Annotated in this window: 17 protein-coding genes; 14 read left to right on the top strand and 3 right to left on the bottom strand. The window is 54.1% G+C overall.

The window, feature by feature from the left end; genetic code table 11:
• Window positions 1–162 precede the first annotated feature (162 nt).
• The 12 genes from FPZ45_RS13510 (at window position 163) to FPZ45_RS13455 (ending at window position 14415) form a co-directional block, all read left to right on the top strand.
• Entirely contained in the window at window positions 163–1929 is a 1767-nt protein-coding gene (locus tag FPZ45_RS13510; protein ID WP_186438382.1) for an iron-siderophore ABC transporter substrate-binding protein, read from the top strand.
• A gap of 238 nt (window positions 1930–2167) precedes the next feature.
• Window positions 2168–3271: an iron-siderophore ABC transporter substrate-binding protein gene (locus tag FPZ45_RS13505; protein ID WP_144702480.1), complete on the top strand. Its 1104-nt coding sequence runs from the start codon at window positions 2168–2170 to the stop codon at window positions 3269–3271.
• The gene (locus FPZ45_RS13500) at window positions 3264–4301 is read left to right on the top strand and encodes a FecCD family ABC transporter permease (protein ID WP_144702477.1); all 1038 of its coding nucleotides are present in this window, start codon (window positions 3264–3266) and stop codon (window positions 4299–4301) included. Before FPZ45_RS13505 ends, FPZ45_RS13500 begins: the two co-directional genes overlap by 8 nt.
• Window positions 4298–5329 (top strand): FecCD family ABC transporter permease, encoded by a 1032-nt coding sequence (locus FPZ45_RS13495; protein ID WP_144702474.1) that lies wholly within the window; start codon window positions 4298–4300, stop codon window positions 5327–5329. The genes FPZ45_RS13500 and FPZ45_RS13495 overlap by 4 nt, the downstream gene beginning before the upstream one ends.
• Window positions 5329–6168, top strand: coding sequence for an ABC transporter ATP-binding protein (locus tag FPZ45_RS13490; protein ID WP_144702687.1), 840 nt, complete (start codon window positions 5329–5331; stop codon window positions 6166–6168). Before FPZ45_RS13495 ends, FPZ45_RS13490 begins: the two co-directional genes overlap by 1 nt.
• Before the next feature lie 82 nt (window positions 6169–6250).
• Window positions 6251–6934, top strand: a complete 684-nt coding sequence (locus FPZ45_RS13485) for a hypothetical protein (protein WP_144702470.1) — start codon at window positions 6251–6253, stop codon at window positions 6932–6934.
• Window positions 6935–7112: 178 nt separating this feature from the next.
• Complete coding sequence (locus tag FPZ45_RS13480; RefSeq protein WP_144702467.1) at window positions 7113–8687, top strand: peptidoglycan DD-metalloendopeptidase family protein; 1575 nt, start codon at window positions 7113–7115, stop codon at window positions 8685–8687.
• 177 nt (window positions 8688–8864) lie between these two features.
• Entirely contained in the window at window positions 8865–9605 is a 741-nt protein-coding gene (gene yycF / locus FPZ45_RS13475) for a response regulator YycF (RefSeq protein ID WP_144702464.1), read from the top strand.
• Window positions 9602–11446: a cell wall metabolism sensor histidine kinase WalK gene (walK, locus tag FPZ45_RS13470; RefSeq protein WP_144702461.1), complete on the top strand. Its 1845-nt coding sequence runs from the start codon at window positions 9602–9604 to the stop codon at window positions 11444–11446. The genes yycF and walK overlap by 4 nt, the downstream gene beginning before the upstream one ends.
• Entirely contained in the window at window positions 11443–12759 is a 1317-nt protein-coding gene (locus tag FPZ45_RS13465) for a YycH family regulatory protein (protein WP_144702457.1), read from the top strand. Before walK ends, FPZ45_RS13465 begins: the two co-directional genes overlap by 4 nt.
• A gap of 31 nt (window positions 12760–12790) precedes the next feature.
• The gene (yycI, locus tag FPZ45_RS13460) at window positions 12791–13555 is read left to right on the top strand and encodes a two-component system regulatory protein YycI (protein ID WP_144702454.1); all 765 of its coding nucleotides are present in this window, start codon (window positions 12791–12793) and stop codon (window positions 13553–13555) included.
• Between the two features lie 56 nt (window positions 13556–13611).
• Window positions 13612–14415 carry an MBL fold metallo-hydrolase gene (locus FPZ45_RS13455; RefSeq protein WP_144702451.1) on the top strand — a complete coding sequence of 268 codons (804 nt, stop codon included), beginning with the start codon at window positions 13612–13614 and terminating at the stop codon, window positions 14413–14415.
• 3 nt (window positions 14416–14418) lie between these two features.
• Here the strand turns inward: FPZ45_RS13455 and FPZ45_RS13450 are convergent, their stop codons facing one another.
• Entirely contained in the window at window positions 14419–14616 is a 198-nt protein-coding gene (locus tag FPZ45_RS13450; RefSeq protein WP_144702448.1) for a hypothetical protein, read from the bottom strand.
• A 217-nt stretch (window positions 14617–14833) separates the two neighbouring features.
• On the opposite strand from FPZ45_RS13450, the gene FPZ45_RS13445 reads away from it, so the two are divergent.
• Window positions 14834–16147: a S1C family serine protease gene (locus FPZ45_RS13445; RefSeq protein ID WP_144702684.1), complete on the top strand. Its 1314-nt coding sequence runs from the start codon at window positions 14834–14836 to the stop codon at window positions 16145–16147.
• Window positions 16148–16226: 79 nt separating this feature from the next.
• On the top strand, window positions 16227–16394 hold the full coding sequence (locus FPZ45_RS13440) for a CxxH/CxxC protein (protein WP_144702445.1): 168 nt from the start codon (window positions 16227–16229) through the stop codon (window positions 16392–16394).
• A gap of 50 nt (window positions 16395–16444) precedes the next feature.
• Here the strand turns inward: FPZ45_RS13440 and FPZ45_RS13435 are convergent, their stop codons facing one another.
• On the bottom strand, window positions 16445–16873 hold the full coding sequence (locus tag FPZ45_RS13435; protein ID WP_144702442.1) for a threonine/serine exporter family protein: 429 nt from the start codon (window positions 16871–16873) through the stop codon (window positions 16445–16447).
• A 12-nt stretch (window positions 16874–16885) separates the two neighbouring features.
• Window positions 16886–17650: a threonine/serine exporter family protein gene (locus tag FPZ45_RS13430; protein WP_246120443.1), complete on the bottom strand. Its 765-nt coding sequence runs from the start codon at window positions 17648–17650 to the stop codon at window positions 16886–16888.
• Window positions 17651–17934: the final 284 nt, after the last annotated feature.

Raw genomic sequence — 17934 nt, 5'->3', positions numbered from 1 at the left:
ATGGGAGCAATTCGGGGGAGAAGCAATTGCAAAAACTGCATACCATGCGCATAATTTGGTAAGGTAGAATAATAGACAAAGATTTGAAGAGCGGCACGATACGGTCATGTTATGAGCAAGGGGTGCATTCGTATAACTTCGACGATAAATCTGGAAGAACATTTGCAGCTATGGAATCAAGCTCATCTGCAACTGATTGAGGTGCGGTTATGCACGGTCGAGGTGGCTATGGATTTCTCCATGCCTACCAGCGGATTTATCTATGCGGCGGATCATATCCAATATGTCGAATTCGGCGATGTCCGTTACACGGAGCCGGCCGATATCGTTCTGCACGGCGGATCGGGAACGCCCGTGAAGATCGTCCCCCGGTTTAATCGAGGCCGATTTTATCTGGTGACTTACCATGCAGAGTGGGGACGGAATACGGATAGCCGGTGGCGCCGGTTGGCTGAACAATCGCATTTTGGCGAGAGGGTTAGCACAGTGCATGCCGGAGCGGAAACTTCGCTGCGCATGCTGCTGCACACGATGGAGGAGATCTGGCAGCAACGACAGCCTGGGGCGCAACTGCAAGCCAAAGCGTATTTTCTATCTTTTCTGTATGAATGGATCAAAATGCAGCATCAGCAGTCCGAGAGGACCGACTCCAGTCCAATAGCGCAAGTGATTCAATATATGCAGCATTTCTACGCGCAGCCGATCACGCTGAAGCAGTTAGCCGAGCGCGCGAGTTACAGCGTTCCGCATCTCTGTGCGCTGTTTAGGGAAGCTACCGGTTACACGGCTATTGAATTTTTGACCCGACTGCGCGTCGAGGCGGCGAAGACACTGTTGACGGATAGTACGCTCGGGTTGCCGGAAGTGGCCGAAAAAGTCGGCTACCGCGATCCTTCTTATTTCGGAAGGGTATTCAAGCGCATTGTCGGTTTGTCGCCGCTGCATTACAAGCACGCTGGGCAGAACAAGCCAAGCTTGGCGCCTGGCCCGGCCACGGAAGTATCCGAATTCAACCCGCTGACGATTAAGCGTTCTCTGCTGCGGAATATCGAGCACGCGCTCGGCGAAGCGGAGATAACCGCTATTCCGCAACGTATCATCGCGTTGGACTGGACGATGGCCGAGTATTTGCTAGCGCTTGGCATAATTCCGCTAGGTGTCTCGGAAGCGTGCGATATGCATCGTTGGGTAGGTCTGCCGATGACCATTCCGGATGGCATCGAAGATATCGGACCGCGCATCCAGCCTGACCTGCAGAGAATCGCCGAGCTGTCGCCTGACTTGATCATCGGCATCCGCTCGCTGACAGCGCCTCATTATGATGCTTTACAGCAGATCGCGCCTACCGTTGCCTACGATTTGTTTCCGCCGCGCAAGCAAACTTCGGAATACGAATCTCTGGAATTCTCTTTCCGGCATTTGGCCTCCGTTCTGGATAGGGGGACTCTTGCGGCCGGTATTCAGTATCGGCTGGAGGATTCGTACAAGGAGATGCGCGAGCATATCCGTACCTCCCGAATCGTAACGAGCAAAGTGATGATCGCCTTCGGATATTCCAGACATCAGAATTCCTTGCTGCGTTTGTCCAATGACGGCTCCTTGTCCGTCGGCGTTCTGGAGCGACTCGGTCTGACCAATGCCTTCAAGCCGGGGCATTATGAACCGTACGGCTTCACCACAGCTCATATCGATGAGATCGAAATTGAAGACAATGCCCTGATGATGTACGTTGTTCAGCGCGATGACAAGATCGCACTCTCGCGGTTGTTGAAAGAACGGAATTGGAGGATGCTGAACGTGTCTTCTCACAGACGAAGCCTGATGATTCCGTCCGGTATGATTTGGCCATATGGCGGCCCCCTTTCGGTAAACAGACTGGCCGTGGCCGCTACTCGTTCTCTGACTCTGCAATCTTCTCGCTATCGCTGACAAAGTTGAGCCGATATTCGGTCAACGGCTTGTCGGCGGTAGCTTTTTTATGTGCAGAAAAGGTGGTTGATATCCGAATATTGTCCGGTTTTTCAGGCGAATATCGTCTATTGTGACGATACCCGGTACTTGCTATACTGTTATCTGTCATCAATTGATAATGATTATCAACATCATTTAGTTGATGGAACGGCCGGAAGGGGCGTTGAAAATTCTTAAAATGAAAGGGATAGGGAAAATGAGAGATAAACAAAAAGTTACTGTTCTACTTACGTTGCTTATTGCTTTTATGCTGATTATAGCGGGGTGCGGAAACGCGTCGTCTAATTCCTCGGGCTCCAAAACCCCGGAGGAAACGAAGGAATCCGCAACTGCAGAGGCATCTGAAGCGTCTCCGACATCGTCTGATGCCGAGGAGGCGGGCGTGAAATATCCTATCGTGATCGAGCACGCTTTGGGAACGACGGTAATTGAGAAAAAGCCTGAACGCATCGCCACCATTCAATGGGCGAATCATGATATCGTACTCGCTCTTGGCGTGGAACCGGTCGGTTTCTCGGCGGCCAATTTCGGCGTGCAGGACGGAAGCGGGATGTTGCCTTGGACTCTTCAGGAAGTCAAGAAACTAGGGATCGAGAAGCCGAATATTTTCCAAGATACCGACGGACTTGATTTCGAAGCCATCTCGGATGCGAAGCCGGATGTGATTCTGGCCGCTTACTCGGGCATAACGAAGGAAGATTATGACTTGTTGACCAAGATTGCTCCTGTCGTTGCTTATCCGACAGCGCCTTGGGCTACGACTTGGCGGGAGCAGGTCATCTACAATGCGACGGGCATGGGGATGGCTCCCGAAGGGGAACGGCTGATTAAGGATACCGAAGGGCTGATTCAAGATAAATTGACGCAATATCCGCAAATCAACGGCAAGAAGGTCGTTTGGGCCAATTTCTCGGGAAAAGATTTGTCCAAGCTGCATATATACACCCCGATCGATTCACGCGTTGCGTTTTTGCATGAGCTTGGCCTGTCCTACCCTGATGCGGTGACCAAGCAAATTACTGATCCGAAGAGCTACGCCTTGGAATTGAGCGCTGAAAATGCGCAGGCGTTGTACGAGGCGGACGTTATCGTCGGGTACGGTAATAACGAGTTGCTTAAAGTGCTTCAGGCGGATCGCTTGCTGGGTAAAATTCCGGCGATCAAGAAGGGGGCGGTCGCCTTTATCGACACCGATACGCCTCTAGTTGCCGCCGGCACGCCAAACCCGCTTTCCATCGCTTACACGATTGACGAGTATCTGAAGCTGATCGGGGACGCTCTGGATCGAGGAAATGAATAATTCATCCTCAACTCTGCCCCAGCACAGTTGGCGTGTGCCGAAGCACTTCAAGCTCATTCTGCTCTGCAGCATCGTCTTGCTTGTCGTATGCGCGGCGGCATCGCTGATGCTGGGCTCGCGGGGAGTCGGATTTTCCGAGATGATGGACGGCTTGTTCCGTCCGGAAATCGACTCCTATGAGGCGAATATCGTTCGGAAGCGCATCTCGCGGACGGTGTTCAGTTTGTGCTGCGGCGCAGCGCTAGGCGTATCGGGCGCGTTGATGCAATCCGTGACGCGCAATCCGATTGCCGATCCGAGCATATTAGGCGTGAATACCGGCGCTGCTTTGTTCGTCGTAAGCGGAATGGCCTTCTTGAATATCGGCTCCGCCGAACCTTCCATCTGGCTGGCGCTTGCAGGCGCTGGGGGAACCGCGATTTTCGTTTACGGAATCGGGTCGATGGGGCGGGGCGGCGCCACGCCGATCAAGCTTGTACTGGCTGGAGCGGCTACCAGCGCAGCACTGTCCTCACTGGTGGCCGCTATCATGCTTCCGCGCGCTTATGTGATGGATCAGTTTCGGTTTTGGCAGGTAGGCAGTGTGGGGGCCGGCTCCTGGAGTGCAGTCGCCACGATTGGGCCGTTTCTCATCGCTGGCCTCCTGATTGCGATCGTGACTGCCCCGGCGCTGAACGCATTGGCGCTCGGAGACGAAGCCGCCGCGGGCTTAGGCGTACGGACAGGGGTGCTCAGAATTATGGCTGCATTTGCCGGCGTTATCCTGTGCGGCGCCACGACGGCTTTGTCGGGCCCGATCGGCTTTGTCGGTCTGCTGGCGACGCATGTGATGCGTCTGATTCTTGGCCCCGATCTGAGATATGTCATTCCCATGTCAGCGATTTCGGGCGCGCTGATCTTGACGATCTCCGATGTGTGCGGCAGAGTCATCGGAAGCCCCGGCGAGTTGGAAGTCGGCGTGGTTACAGCATTTATAGGAGCTCCGATTCTTATCCTGCTGGCGATAAGATCGAAAGTGCGGTCGCTATGAACAATGAAACGATATCTATCATTCGCCAGGGCAGGAATTCGCGTCGCCGCCGCTGGGTGCTGATTACCGCCTTGCTTGCGGTGCTCGCATTCGCGCTCTGCTGCGCGATGCTGCTCTTGGGCAACACGATCTATTCCATAGATGAGGTCATCCGGGCGCTGCTTGGGGAGCAGATCAAGGGTGCGTCTTTTGCGGTCAATACGATACGGCTGCCGAGAATGCTGGCGGGGCTGTTTGCCGGATTCGCTTTCGGCATTGCCGGATACACGTTCCAGACGATGCTGCGCAATCCTCTGGCTAATCCCAATGTGATCGGGATCACGTCCGGTTCAAGCGCTGCTGCCGTATTTTGCATCACGGTGCTGCATGCGAGCGGTGCAGTTGTGTCCGCCGCATCGATCGTTGCTGGCTTGGCCACCGTTACGGTGATGTACATTCTGTCCAGAGGCAAATCCTTTTCGATTGGAAGACTGATTCTGGTCGGGATCGGCATCCAGGCGATGCTCGACGCAGTTATTTCCTATCTCATATTGATCAGCTCCTCGAAGGATATTCCGGCAGCGATGAGATGGCTGGGAGGCAGCCTGAACGGCTCGCAGCTGCATGAGCTGCAACCGCTCGTCATCGCGGTGCTGGTGTTATCGCCGATCCTGATCGGATTGGGCAAGCACTTGAATCTGCTGGAGCTTGGCGAGCATTCGGCGACTTCCCTCGGCATGAATACGGACAAAACCCGCATGATGCTCATTCTGATCTCCGTCTTCATCATTGCGATCGCGACGGCTGCCACAGGGCCGATTGCCTTTGTCTCCTTTCTGGCTGGACCTATTGCCAATCGGTTGGTTGGCAGGGGAGGCTCGAATATTGTGCCTGCGGGACTGGTTGGCGTGAATTTGGTATTAGCGGCCGATCTGATCGGACAATTTGCCTTCGAGACCCGATTCCCCGTGGGCATCATCACGGGGATGCTCGGGGCACCGTATCTGATCTATTTGCTAATCCGAATGAACCAAAAGGGAGCGCTATGATGAAATCGACACATCTCTTTCAAGCGCAGCAGCTTGTCGCCGGCTACGACCATAAAGCGATCATTCATGGCATAGACCTTGCAATCCCCAGCCATAAGATCAGTGTTATCATGGGATCCAATGGCTGTGGAAAGTCGACGCTGCTCAAAACGTTAGCCAGACTCATCAAGCCGATGTCCGGCACGATCACGATCGACAATGAAGCGATTGGGGACTTGTCGCCGAGGAAATTCGCGAAGGTGGTCGGCCTTCTGCCGCAATCGCCGATCGTGCCGGAGGGGATTACAGTCGCGGATCTGGTCGGTCGCGGCCGCTTCCCCCATCAATCCTGGTTTGGCGGCTGGACGAAAAGGGATTATGAAGCTGTAGCTGAAGCTATGGATATGATGAATATTACCGAGTATGCCAACCAGCACATGGATGAATTATCAGGCGGTCAGCGGCAGCGGGTATGGATTGCGATGGCGCTTGCCCAGCAAACGGATATTTTGTTTCTGGATGAGCCTACCACTTTTTTAGATATTACCTACCAGATCGAAATTCTGGACCTGCTTACGGACTTGAACCGCAAGTACGGGACGACCATTGTGATGGTTCTTCACGATATTAACCTGTCGGCGCGTTACGCCGATCATGTGTTTGCGCTGCGCGAGGGCAAGCTGGTGGCCGGGGGTACGCCGACAGAAGTGATCACCAGCGAGCGGATCAAAGATATTTTCGGCCTGAGCTGTTCGGTCATCACGGACCCGCTGTCCGGGTCGCCTTTAGTCGTCCCGCAGGGGCGTCATCATGTGCAAGAAGCGTCCTCTAGCGATTCGAACCGCTTTCTAACGAAGTAGAGAAAACAATAGAAAGAAAGGTTTGCAGGTAGTCCGGTTTGCCCATACTAAACTATGAAAACCTATAGCAGGAGGTTACGTAATGGTTAAGTGGGCAAGCTGGGTCATCCGGGTAGTAGCGACCGCTCTGCTGCTCAGCTTCTTGTGCATATGGACGACGGGTTACATCGTGAACAGCTACATGGAATCGGTACTTAAACAATTGGATATCCCGCTTGAGATTAAGCCGATGGCGCTGTCGGGGGTCTGGGGCACGTTGTGGGGGGCGGATAAGTCTCCCAAGAAGAATGCCGATTCTAGCGGCGCTCCTTCGAAAAAGCAGCTAGACGGAGCTGGTGAGCCGGAATCTACCCCTGCGGCAGAAAATCGGAACGGCGAGCCGGGCAGCCGGGAGCCGGATCAGGGGAATCGAAGCGGGACTGTTCTGGACGAGAAAGCCGATGAGGACAAGCCAGATGAGTTGTCGAACGCAATCCCGAATCCGGGCGTTTCCGAAGATGACGCGGTTCCGGCGTTCGGCGGAACTTCCGCCGCAAGTCAGCTGACCGATGAGCAGAGGCAAACTTTATATGCAACGGTCGTATCTAAGCTGAACCAGGAGCAATTGAAGCAGCTTTCCGACTCGTTGCAGGGGGGGCTGACTCCGGAAGGGCTGACGCAAGTGCAAGAGATGTTGAAATCGGCTCTTACAGATGAAGAATATTCGCAAATGATGGAAATGCTGCAAGGGCAGCGAGAGCCGGAATCGGACGCGCCGCCCCACTAAATGAATCGCTTACAATGACAAGGACCGCCGGGGTCTAAAACCGGCGGTTCTTTCCATTTTTCATAATTCTAATCCTTCCAAACTGTTGATAGGGCTGTCGATCCTATGCTAAAGTGAAATACAAGCTTCTGGCAGAACCGGGAAAAGAATACCGAAAGCAAGGGAAAAGGAGAAGATCATGGCCGTTTTTAGGGGAACGGATCGGATCCGGAAAATCCTTGTCGCATCGCGGCAAACCTTCCGGTTTATTCGATTCAAGAAAGCTCAAGCACTACCCGTTTCCAACAAACAGACACAGCCTATACCTACTAACTTTTATAGAAAATATCGCAAGCCGATCGCCTATGCATTATGCGGCCTTGTTGCTGCTACGGTGATAGGAATCCTCGGAAGACAATACGTTCAAGCTCATAGCGTTGACTATTATAGCGTGACGATTAACGGGGAAACGGCAGGAAATATCAGCGCCAAGGAGAAAGTCGAAGAGCTGCTGGCGGCCAAAGCCGAAGAGCTTGAGAACGCGGAAACTACCGTCCATCTGGTCCTGAACGACAATCAGGTCACATATTCGGCTGAAAGGGCTTACAAGAAGAAGGTCGACGACGAAGAGACGCTGGTTCGACTCGAAGGCATGCTGCAAACCCATGCCGTCGGCGTCAAATTGATCGTAAACGGCGAAGAGGTCGGAATCGTTCGCGACGAGATGGCCGCGAAGAAGCTTCTTCAGCGGGTCAAGAACAAATACGTTCCGGCAAGGTTAGTCGCGAAGAAAGCCGCAACGGAAGTCAGGTCGTTGTCTCTTACGGCGGGTGCTTCGGATGCTGCGACGGCGGAAGCCAAGCCGCAAAGAATCGTGACTTCCGTCGAATTCGCGGAGAAGGTGGAGATGGTTGATTCCCAGATCGACGCGGCACAGTTATCCGATCCGGACGAACTGTTTGCCAAGCTGACGGAGGGCGAACCGATTCCGCGGACGTATACCGTCCAGAAAGGCGATTGCATCGGTTGCATCGCCGCCAAGATGGACGTCACGGAAGAATTGATCCATCAGAACAACACCTGGATCAAAGGCGACCGAATCACGGTCGGCGACGTCCTGGATCTGTCTGAATCGGAACCGCCGATTCTGAACGTGAACTCGGAGGAAGAGGTCACCGAGATCGAGGAAATCGAACCTCCGATCGAATACGAGAAGAGCGACTCGATGAAGCTCGGCCAACAGAAGGTGCTCCAAGAGGGGACGCCGGGCAAGCAACAGGTTACATACCGACTGCTGAAAAGAAACGGTTCTCTCATAGAAGAAGAGCAAGTGTCCGTGAACGTGTTGGAGGCTCCGATCGCGACCCGTATTCTGAGAGGAACAAAAGTCATTCGCGGCGAAGGTTCCGGCAAGTTCTCATGGCCTGTCGTAGGAGCTCGGATTACCAGCTACCAAGGTCAAAGATGGGGGCGCATGCATAAGGGCATCGACATTATCGGCAAGAGCAACATCCTGGCCGCGGACGAAGGCGTCGTCGAATTCGCGGGTTACAAGTCCGGCGGATTGGGCAATTCGGTTACGATCAATCACCAGAACGGCTTCAAAACCGTCTACGGGCACATGAAGAGCGTGAAGGTAAAGAAAGGCCAGATCGTCGAGAAAGGCGATATCATCGGCGTCATGGGCAGCACGGGACATTCTACCGGCACCCATCTCCATTTCGAAGTCTACTTGAACAGCAACCTCAAGAATCCGACAAGTTATTTGAAATAATCATATATATAGAGGCTTTCCCTCAGGCTAAGTCGGCCGGGGAAAGCCTTTTTCCGTCTTGCGGGAGGGGCGCCGCGGAACGGTTCGCTTCCTGCGAAACGCCATTGGGGTCTTGACTTCGATATGGTAAAATAGAAACAGGAGCAAGCTGCCGAATAACGGGAGGCGGTGACGCATATGTTAGGCAAAATTCTGGTCGTCGACGATGAACGGCCAATTGCGGATATTCTTAAATTCAATTTGGAGAAAGAAGGCTACGAGGTCGTCTGCGCATTCGACGGGGAGACGGCGGTTCGGCTCGCGTTCGAGGAGGAGCCGGATTTGATCCTGCTCGATCTGATGCTGCCAATCAAGGACGGTATGGATGTGTGCCGCGAAGTGAGAACGCGGTTGTCCACGCCGATCATTATGCTGACGGCCAAAGATAACGAGATCGACAAGGTGCTCGGCCTCGAGCTAGGCGCCGACGATTACGTCACAAAGCCGTTCGGAGCGCGTGAGCTGCTTGCCAGAGTGAAGGCGCATCTGCGCCGCCAGCGTAAGATGGAAGCGCCACGGGCGGACGAAGAGACGCAGCCGGAAGCCGAGCGCCAGGGCATCAAGCTATTTAATCTTTTTATCGATACGGATATGTACGTCGTCTACAAAAATAACCAGCCGCTCGATCTGACACACAGGGAGTTCGAGCTCGTGCATTACTTGGCCAAGAACAGCGGGAAAGTCATGACGCGCGAACATCTCTTGCAAGCGGTGTGGGGCTTCGAATATTTCGGGGACGTGCGCACGGTGGACGTGACGATCCGCCGGCTTCGGGAGAAGCTCGAGGACGATCCGAGTCGTCCCGAGATTATTTTGACGCGGCGCGGTCTCGGTTATTTGGTGCGTAATCCGAAGATTACGGGCGGTTATTACGGATGAAAGGCGTCCGTTTCTACCGCAGCATTCAGATCAAGCTGATCATGATGGTGCTGTTGCTCATCTTGATCGCGGTTCAACTGATCGGAGTATACTTCATCAGCACGATGAAAACTTCGCTCACCAATTCTTTTACGAACAACTTGAATGACCAGGCGAATTTGCTGACGTCCCTCTTGTCCGCGCCGACGCTGTCTTCGGACAACAAGGACGCGAACGCCCCGACGGACGCCGAAGCGAAGCTCAACGACCTGGTCAGCAACTTCTCAAGCAGCGGGGCGGAGATCCAGGTGCTGGACGCAGGAGGGAAAGTGCTTGCGATCTCTCAGAATTCCCAGCCCGCGCAGCAAGCCTTTATCGGCCGCAAGAACACGTCCTTGCTCGTGAGCCGTGCGCTCCAAGGCGTACGGGACAATGAAGAGGATATTATCGACGAGGACAACAATCGCAATAAGGTCATCGCGAAGCCGATCTTCAGCAGCAACGGAAAAATCATTGGCGCGATTTATATCGTCGCTTCGATGAAAGATCTCTATCGGACGATGGAGGGCATTAACCAAATTTTCGTGTCCGCGACTTTAATCGCGCTCGGGCTTACAGCTGTACTGGGGGTGCTGCTTGCGGGCACGATTACGTCGCCGATCAAGGCGTTGACCCGCCAAGCTACCGCGGTGGCGGAAGGGCGGTTCGATGAAAGGGTTCCGGTATTCGGCAAAGACGAGATCGGTCAACTTAGCGTCGCGTTTAACGATATGACCGACCGGCTCAGCGACGCGTTGTCCGTGAACGAGGAAGAGAAAGAAAAGCTGTCTTCCATTCTATCGAACATGAGCGATGGGGTCTTGGCGACGGACGAATTAGGACGGGTCATCGTGACGAATCGAAGAGCGAGGGCGATGCTCGACATCTCCGAGCTGAAGGACGGCATCACGTTATCCGAAGCGCTCGGCATCGAGAAGGAGCCGATCGCAGAGACGCTGCAGGGCAACGAATCGTCCTTGCTGCTGAACCGGGAGCTTGCGGATCAAGGCGAGGAACTCGTATTTAGAGTAACGCTGACGCCGATTCGCCGAAGGGATAAAGGGGTAGCCGGAGCGATCGCGGTGCTGCAGGACGTGACGGAGGCGGAGAAGCTGGAGCAATCGCGGCGGGAATTCGTCGCGAACGTCTCTCATGAGCTGCGCACGCCGTTAACGACGATTAAAAGCTACGCGGAAGCACTGGATGACGGAGCGCTGGACGAGCCTCCGCTCGCCGATCGTTTCGTCGGCGTCATTCGCAGCGAGACGGAACGGATGATCCGGCTCGTAACCGATCTGCTGCATCTGTCCCGTTTCGATTCTCGCCATAACCAATTGCGTAGGCAGAAGACCGACTTGACGGAGATGCTGGAGGAAGTTGTCGACCGATTCTCGTTCCAGCTACGGCAGAAAGCGATCACCGTATCGGTGAAGGTGGACCATCAGCAGAAGTCGGCGTGGTTGGACCGGGATGGAATCGACCAGGTACTGGACAACCTTGTATCGAACGCGATCAAGTATACGCTCGACGGCGGATCGATCGACATCACCGCCGGCGCCAACGAAACGGGACAGCTTGCGATCGCGGTGAAGGATACCGGGATCGGCATCCCGAAGAAAGATCTTCATCGCATCTTCGAGCGGTTCTACCGCGTGGACAAGGCTCGCTCGCGCAATATGGGAGGTACGGGTCTGGGCTTATCGATTGCCCGGGAAATCGTCCGGGCGCACGGCGGCTCCATCGCCATCGATTCCGAGGCAAACGTAGGCACTGTCGTGACGGTGCAGCTGCCGATCGTGCCGGAAGGAAGTGAGACCGCATGATCGAGAAAGGCAAATCCGTTCTGTTGTTCCTGTTAGTCGTCATGAGCCTGTATCAGAGCTACTTGCTCGCTTACAGCAAACCCTTCATGGAAGCGAAGGTCAAGACGGAGCTGGACTACGTGAAGACGGAACCGCTCGGCAAAGAGGAAGAGATCAAGAACCTGATCTTCCCCGAGCAGCTCGTCATTCATCTCGGGGATAACAAGCATACGGTGTTCTATCCGAACACGCGACCGTATTACGATCTCATCCTCGGCAAGCTGCAGGGTCGGGATTTTAAAGGGATGCAGCGGGATTCGGTCAAGTCGATCGACTGGGATCAGATCCGGCGGGAGGACCAAGGGGTCGAGCTGCGATTCGGCCGCGCGGTGCCTTTCGAAATGCTGCAACGGGTATTCAAGATCGACGGAGATTTTTTGTTCTATAGAGATTCGATAGACAGGATCTGGATCTATACGAGCAAGCTTCGCGACGAAGTGCGGACGTTCTTCTTCAGCTCGGACGGACATAGCGTCTACGAAGCTCAAAAAGCGGATTTAACGGTAGGCGACGTCGAAGGTTACGTAGGGTTCGGCCAATATTGGGACCCCTATATGATCTTGGACGACGATCTGTACGTGCCTGAAAAGCCAATTACAAGAATGCTCGAGATGGAAGTGGCCTTTAATCGCTATTCGACGGAACAGATGCAAGACAATCTATTCTTCGATCCGGGAAGCACAAGAACGCTTCAAGACGGCAAAACGGGTCCTCAACTCTACACCAACGGGAAGAGAGGGCTCAAGATCGAGCAGAACGGGACGTGGCTCTCGTATACCGACATCGCCGAGCCGACGGAGGACAAGAACGAATTGACCGACAATGTCATGTCGGCCGTCAACTTCGTGAATCAGCATGGGGGCTGGGACGGGAAACATCTGTTTACGAAAGAAGCCGGAGCCGGGGCGGATCGTACGACGATCCGATTCCAGCAGTATTACCGGGATGTTCCGATCGTGTCAGGCAAATCAGTCAACTTCGGTTACATGCAGTTGACCTTGCAGCAGGGTCTGGTCGTCGGCTATAATCGGTCGCTCGTCATTCTGGACACGGACGTTACGAACAAGAAACAAAGGAAGCTGCCCGGAGGCAACGAACTCAGGACGATACTGAAAGATCAGGATATCATCGGAGGGAAGGCCGAGGCGTTATTTCCTGCCTTCAGGCCAACGTTTAAGGAGAAGTCGATCGTATTAAGTCCGGTATGGGCGGCCAGATTGACGAGCGGCGAGGTGGTCGTCGTCGCGGACTCGAGTCCGGCGGCGAGCCGATGAACGAATGCGATAGCGGGAAAGGAGGAGCGGGATGGACTGGAGAAGAGCCAAGAGCGTGCTGATCGTTTCGTTCCTGTTGCTGAATATCGTGCTTGGTTATCAGCTATGGAACGAATGGCGCGAGCGATTGAATACGGCGGTGAACTGGACATCCCTCCCTCCGGAGACGCTGCAGATCATGCGCGACAAGAACATCCAAGTCGACGACAACGCTAAAATCCCGACGGAGACGCCTTCGATGCGCGAGCTGACCTATACGTTTAAGCAGCGAGCAGGTGTAGCGGACAGAGACAGAAAGCCGATAAGCCCTTCCCCCGAGACACGTATCGTGTTCGATGAGGGGCTGGGCCAAGCGCTCGGAGGGATCATACCGGAGCTTGACCGCTATACGCTCGATCAGCTCGGGAGCAGGGAAGGCGCGTACTTCGTTTTTAACCGAATGGACGCCGGGTGGCCGATGTTCGACATTCACTTGAATTTATTTTACAACGAGCAAAGAATCAGGTCCTTCACGCAGGATCTCGTCGAGATCAAGCCATCGGCGGGGGCCAAGGATCAGCAGGTGCTGTCGGCTACCAAGGCGCTGGCCAAGGTCATCGAGAGGAATTTGCCTGCGGGTTCCGTGATCAAGGAGATTCGCTTAGGTTATCACGGGGAAATTTTCGAAGGCGCTAAAGACCAAGTTTCTTACCCTTCTTGGAGGGTTTTGTTGGAAAATGGCGAAGAAGTGTACTATGTGAATGCCATCAGCGGGGAAGTTACGACAGAGAATGGCGATGCGGCCGTTACTCCGTAGGCCAGAATCGCCTGGGGTATCGGAAGCGAAGCCAGGGAGAGGAATAGGTTAAGAATATGGGACTTCGATTCACGGTGCTGGCCAGCGGATCGACCGGGAATGCGACCGTCGTATCTTCGGATGCGGCGACCGTACTGATCGACGTCGGACACAGCGCCAAAAAAATAGAAGAGTTGATGAAAGAAAGAGAGATTAGCGGCAAAGATCTGGACGCGATCTTCGTGACGCACGAGCATTCCGATCATATTAAAGGGTTGGGAGCATTCGCGCGCAAGCATCAGTTGCCCGTATACGCCAACGAGAAGACATGGGGGGCCATGCTGAAGACGATCGGCGATATCCCGGACGAGAAACGCAACATCCTGCCGACCGACGGCGTCATGGAGATCGCCGATCTGCGGATCGAATCCTACGCCATCTCGCACGATGCGATCGAACCGGTTGGTTATTGCTTTCAATCGAACGGGGCCAAGCTAAGCCTGGCTACGGATCTCGGTTATGTGAGCGACAAAGTCATGAGCCGGCTGCAGAATTCCGACGTCATGGTGCTCGAATCCAACCACGACGTAGACATGCTGCGAATGGGAAGATACCCGTGGAACATCAAACGGCGCATTCTGGGCGACACCGGGCATCTCTCCAACGAAGCGGCGGGAGAGGCACTGTGCAGTTTGCTAACGGGCCGCCTCAAAAGAGTTTATTTGGCTCATTTGAGCCAAGAGCATAACTTGATGGATTTAGCCAAACTGACCGTGAATACAGTATTAGAGAACAACGGCTTTTTCTATCAACGAGACGAATTCGCTTTGTGCGATACGTATTACGATCGGCCGACTCCATGGGACGTCGTCGGCAAGTAATGGCTATAACAGAAGCTGACGGTTAAGCTCGGCTTCCATCTCGGAAGCTTTGGTCTTGATTTCCTCCGGCGATAAGAGGCCTTTGTCGACTAGAAGCTCGATCAGAGTGCTAATGGCGAGGAGCTGCTTGTAGTGGTCGTGCTTCATCTCTGACAATTGGGAAGCGAGATCAAGGAACCAGCCGTACTCCGCGTTTCTCATTGGAAATCCTTCCTTTCTTTACATATGGAAGATGTGGGGAATTCACTTGCTTGTCCTCTCCGATTCTATTACTATTCTAGTCAAAACCTTAAGAAACATTCCTATTAATTTGCCATAAATAAGTATAGAAGAGTTGCAATCAGCTAGGATAGATAAGAGAAGAGTCTCAGCGGAGAGAGGGAGCGGAAGGCTCCCGATAGAAGGATGGTGCATGAACATGAGTTTGTTCGATGACGATTTTTACTCCACGAGGGTTAAGCGGCGCTGGCGCGATTTGCCGGGTTTCGGTTCCCGGCCGGGAAGAGCTCGGCCATCATCGACGCTTCGCGTCGCTTTGATCTCCTCCGTCACCAGCTCGCTATTCGTCGCGGTGTTGTTCATGCTTCTGTACGGAGGCGGCAATTCGAAACCGGAAGCAAGACCGGCGCTTGCCGGAGGTCAGCCGCTTGTAGAGACGTCAGAGCGGATTATCTCGGCTTCGGAGAAGGTGCGTCCGGCGGTGGTTAGCATCATCAATCTATCGAAGCAAGCTCTTGATCTGCAAGGAGCGGGAAACTTGAAGGATGGCGAGATTCCATACAATGCAAGCATGGGGTCGGGCGTTATTTTTCAGAAAAAAGACGGAAAAGCATACATAATTACGAACGCGCATGTGATCCAAGATGCCGGGAAAGTACAGGCGGTTCTCGGTAATGGGAGCAAGAAGGACGCGAAGATCGTCGGCAAGGACATCGTGACCGATCTTGCGGTATTGGAAGTGGACGGATCGGGCATCGACACCGTCGTCGAGATCGGGGATTCGGATAAGCTTCGCATCGGGGAGATGGTTATCGCGATTGGCAATCCGCTCGGGTTCGGGAATTCGTTCACGCAAGGGATCGTTTCCTCGACGAAACGGATCATTCCGGTGTCGATCAACCAGGACGGCAACTACGATTGGGAACAGGAAGTCATTCAGACGGACGCCGCGATCAATCAGGGCAACAGCGGCGGAGCGCTGGTCGACTTGAATGGCAGGCTAGTCGGGATCAACAGCATGAAGGTAGCCGACATGGGCGTGGAAGGAATCGGCTTCGCCATTCCGATCGACGGCGCTATGCCGATCCTGAAAGATTTGCTGGAGAAAGGAAAAGTCTCGAGACCCTATATGGGCGTCTATACAATGGATCTCAGCTCATACCTGGACAGCGCGGATATGGGCGACCTGTATAACGATTCGGATTCGGACGTTCCAGCGGAAGAAGGCGCGGACAGCGACGAGTACGCGCCGGAAGCACCGGTTATCCCGGATGGAGTCGAAGATGGCGTGATTGTGCTGGAAGCGGTAGGGCCTTCGCTTGACGCGGGATTGAAATTCAACGACATCATCGTAGCGCTCGACGGCAAAGCGATCGAAAGCACGCTCGATCTTCGTAAATATTTGTATAGCGCCAAGAAAATCGGGGAAACGCTGAAAGTAACCTATTATCGCGATGGGAAGAAGCAAACTTTGGACGTCAAGCTGTCTGAGAAATCGGATAAAGAGGAATAGCGATCTGTAACCGCGGCGTTATAAGCTCAGGTAGGATTAACACGAGACGAAATAGAGAGCCGGAAGGGAATAACACAAGATGTACTGCGTATGTCGTGAACACGTGGAATTAGCGATCGATAAATTCGTCGACGAGTATGAGGACGCGCCGGATCTGGTCAATCTTCAGACGACGGCATTCTCCGCCTGGACCCCTCCGGAGCATTGCGATTGGTGTGGCAACAAGGCTGAGGTATTGGTTGTCTAACTCGAATAAGGACGCCATCTCCCTGAATAGGGAGATGGCGTCCTTTTGCGTCAGACCCGCACTTTGCGAATCGCCTGATTGATAACTTCCGACAACACGAGGCCGAGCGCGATCGCTCCGGAGATCATGAAGGCTTTCGTGCCTAGCTGCATCGCGATATCGTATTGGTTCTCCACGGCGTGCCGCATCGCGTCGTAAGCCGTCCCGCCGGGAACAAGAGGAATGATGCCCGAGACGCTGAACACGATGATCGGCATCCGGAACATCTTGGCCATCACTTGGCTCAGCACCGCGACGCTGCCTGCGGCGAGCAATGTAGCGATCGTCGAGTTGACCCCCTGCTCCGTTAGAACGACATATAGAGCCCAACCGAGCATTCCGATGAGGCCGCATTGGACTATCGCTCGCTTCGGCACGTTAAAGATCAATCCGAAAGCGGCCGAGGCGACGAAGCTGGCGGCCAATTGTTCGATTATCACCAGGTTCCCTCCTCAGTTCAAGACGGACAGCGTAACGGCAATGCCGGCGCCGATGGCGGAAGCGGTCAGCATAGCTTCGGCCCCCTTCGACAGTCCGGACACGAGATGTCCGGCCATCAGGTCCCGCACCGCGTTCGTAATCAGCAGACCGGGTACGAGAGGCATCACCGAGCTGATGATCATGAGGTCCAGCTCCTGGCCGATTCCCGTACGGACGAATAGGATCGATAGAGACCCGATCATCATCGAGGCTAGGAACTCAGCGAAGAACCGGATCGGCACCAGCCGCTGAAGGGAAATGAGCAAAGCGAAACCGATGCCGCCGGCCAGCAACGCAGGGCCGAAGTCGTTCCAGCCGCCCCGGAACATGATCAGAAAGCAGCCGCTGGCAATCGCGGCGGAGGCGACCTGCAACCAACCGGGATATGCTCCTCGCGCCCGCTCAATTTCCTTGAGCCGCACGAGGGCTTCGGCGGCCGACCATTCTCCTTCGCTGATTCGCCGGGACAGCTCGTTGACCAGGGTCACCTTATTCAGGTCGGTCGATCGGGCGGAGATGCCCACGAGCCGCGTAATGGGATTGGCGCCGCTGATGGCAAAAATGATTCCGGTCGGCGTGACAAAGCACTGGGAGTCGGGGAAGCCGCACGCCTCGGCGATGCGCTTCATCGTATCCTCCACGCGGTAGGTTTCGCCGCCGTTCTGCATAATGATTTTCCCCGCCAACAAACATAATTCCGCGGTCATATAGTAATCCGTTGCCATCGACTGTGTCATAGACTTAGATCTCTCCCGCTCACATTCTCCCTCAATTATAGCCGAAAATACAAGAGTTCCAACATGAGAATCGTCGGTCAGGCGGGTTCGCGAAGATGATTTCTGTAATTGTCGATCCGAAAAATCGGGTATGAAGGGCGTTAGAAATTTGTAGAAAATTTATAATTTTTTTCTCATTTGCCCGTTGACAGCGCTCACGATGCGATGGTAAAGTTTCAAATATACTTTGATGAACGGAAGGGAGGGTTACAAGGATGTTTAACGTGATTCTGGATATGCTGAAT

This window comes from Cohnella terricola, assembly GCF_007786475.1.
Lineage (GTDB): Bacteria > Bacillota > Bacilli > Paenibacillales > Paenibacillaceae > Cohnella > Cohnella terricola.
Note: the sequence above shows the minus strand (reverse complement) of the source record. Positions and strands in the feature narration are given on the sequence as shown.

What these genes read in the sequence shown, in the direction of transcription:
- FPZ45_RS13505 (WP_144702480.1), top strand. Translation starts at nt 2,168, where the DNA reads ATGAGAGATAAACAAAAAGTTACTGTTCTACTTACGTTGCTTATTGCT.
- FPZ45_RS13500 (WP_144702477.1), top strand. Translation starts at nt 3,264, where the DNA reads ATGAATAATTCATCCTCAACTCTGCCCCAGCACAGTTGGCGTGTGCCG.
- FPZ45_RS13495 (WP_144702474.1), top strand. Translation starts at nt 4,298, where the DNA reads ATGAACAATGAAACGATATCTATCATTCGCCAGGGCAGGAATTCGCGT.
- FPZ45_RS13490 (WP_144702687.1), top strand. Translation starts at nt 5,329, where the DNA reads ATGAAATCGACACATCTCTTTCAAGCGCAGCAGCTTGTCGCCGGCTAC.
- FPZ45_RS13485 (WP_144702470.1), top strand. Translation starts at nt 6,251, where the DNA reads ATGGTTAAGTGGGCAAGCTGGGTCATCCGGGTAGTAGCGACCGCTCTG.
- FPZ45_RS13480 (WP_144702467.1), top strand. Translation starts at nt 7,113, where the DNA reads ATGGCCGTTTTTAGGGGAACGGATCGGATCCGGAAAATCCTTGTCGCA.
- yycF (WP_144702464.1), top strand. Translation starts at nt 8,865, where the DNA reads ATGTTAGGCAAAATTCTGGTCGTCGACGATGAACGGCCAATTGCGGAT.
- walK (WP_144702461.1), top strand. Translation starts at nt 9,602, where the DNA reads ATGAAAGGCGTCCGTTTCTACCGCAGCATTCAGATCAAGCTGATCATG.
- FPZ45_RS13465 (WP_144702457.1), top strand. Translation starts at nt 11,443, where the DNA reads ATGATCGAGAAAGGCAAATCCGTTCTGTTGTTCCTGTTAGTCGTCATG.
- yycI (WP_144702454.1), top strand. Translation starts at nt 12,791, where the DNA reads ATGGACTGGAGAAGAGCCAAGAGCGTGCTGATCGTTTCGTTCCTGTTG.
- FPZ45_RS13455 (WP_144702451.1), top strand. Translation starts at nt 13,612, where the DNA reads ATGGGACTTCGATTCACGGTGCTGGCCAGCGGATCGACCGGGAATGCG.
- FPZ45_RS13450 (WP_144702448.1), bottom strand. Translation starts at nt 14,616, where the DNA reads ATGAGAAACGCGGAGTACGGCTGGTTCCTTGATCTCGCTTCCCAATTG.
- FPZ45_RS13445 (WP_144702684.1), top strand. Translation starts at nt 14,834, where the DNA reads ATGAGTTTGTTCGATGACGATTTTTACTCCACGAGGGTTAAGCGGCGC.
- FPZ45_RS13440 (WP_144702445.1), top strand. Translation starts at nt 16,227, where the DNA reads ATGTACTGCGTATGTCGTGAACACGTGGAATTAGCGATCGATAAATTC.
- FPZ45_RS13430 (WP_246120443.1), bottom strand. Translation starts at nt 17,650, where the DNA reads ATGACACAGTCGATGGCAACGGATTACTATATGACCGCGGAATTATGT.